Raw genomic sequence first — 477 nt, 5'->3', positions numbered from 1 at the left:
CAAGGTGATGAGACGCCAATTCAGGTACTACGGGAACCAGGAAAAAAGGCGACTTCACGGTCTTATATGTGGGTAGTAAGGTCGGTTCAGAAGTCCTCAATCCGAGCAGTACTATATGCTTATGGCGATACTCGTTCAGGAACATTTGCCCAGAACCTCTACCGAGGTTTTACTGGGGTTCTCCAATGCGATGGCTACGCGGGTTACAACTACTTAGAAGATTCTGTTGTTCGAGTCGGTTGTTTTGCCCATGTGCGTCGAAAGTTTTATGATGCGGCAAACAACAATGGTAAAGTCAAAATGAGTCGGCCATTGAAACTCTTGAACGAAATGTTTAGGCTAGAACGAGAGTGGCAGCACTATTCACCGCGGTCTAGAAAACGTAATCGGCATCGGCAACTTCGAAAACTAATTCGTAAGTTCTGGGCTTGGATTGATCAAGCTAACGAACTACCCAAAAGTCGCTTGGGGAAAGCC

The 477-nt window shown here is 46.3% G+C and carries 1 protein-coding gene; it reads left to right on the top strand.

Annotated elements, in window-relative coordinates:
• Positions 1-18 precede the first annotated feature (18 nt).
• Positions 19-477: IS66 family transposase (locus FAY32_RS14920; protein ID WP_263862556.1), on the top strand; the 459-nt coding region annotated here is incomplete at its 3' end.

The organism is Levilactobacillus enshiensis (assembly GCF_007115095.1).
In the GTDB taxonomy this organism is placed as follows: Bacteria; Bacillota; Bacilli; order Lactobacillales; family Lactobacillaceae; genus Levilactobacillus; species Levilactobacillus enshiensis.
This window is presented reverse-complemented; position numbering and strand designations above follow the sequence as displayed.